Genomic DNA, 578 nt, shown 5'->3' with positions numbered 1-578 from the left:
TATGCCAAGGGTTTTTCTTGCCATCAGTTTTATCCAGCATGTCCTCAAATGCTTGTTGGTAACTGTCCCAGTTTTGTCGATTTAATATATCTTCACTTGTGATTTTCCAGCGCTTCTTAGGGTTTTCTATACGCTCTTTGAAACGTTTGAGTTGCTCGTCTTTTGAGATGCTCAAAAACAACTTAATGACAATGACGCCGTCATTGATAAGCAGTTTTTCAAACTGAGAAATTTCTTTGTATGCGCGTTGCCATCTTTTGTGGGGGGTAAGGTTGTCAACACGTTCGACGAGAACGCGTCCGTACCAAGATCGGTCAAAAATTGAAACTTCCCCACGCTTTGGAAGTAAACGCCAGAAGCGCTGCATGTAATGTTCTTCTAGCTCATCAATACTTGGTGCCCCAATTGGATGAACACGAACCCCTCTAGGGTCCATAAACTCGGTCATATGGCGAATCATGCCGCCTTTGCCAGCGGCATCAATACCTTCAACTACAACCACGCAGCGCATATTTTGATTGTATAAGCCATGCTGCAGCGTCATTAACTGTAGCTGCAGCTTTTCTAGTTTCTTCTCG

Annotated in this window: 1 protein-coding gene; it reads right to left on the bottom strand. The window is 43.8% G+C overall.

Going from position 1 to position 578, the window contains the following annotated elements:
* Positions 1–578, bottom strand: a 578-nt coding sequence (locus A3739_RS12310) for a polyphosphate kinase 2 family protein (protein ID WP_068501558.1), incomplete at both ends; no start/stop codon positions are given.

The organism is Oleiphilus sp. HI0067, assembly GCF_001635735.1.
Note: the sequence above shows the minus strand (reverse complement) of the source record. Positions and strands in the feature narration are given on the sequence as shown.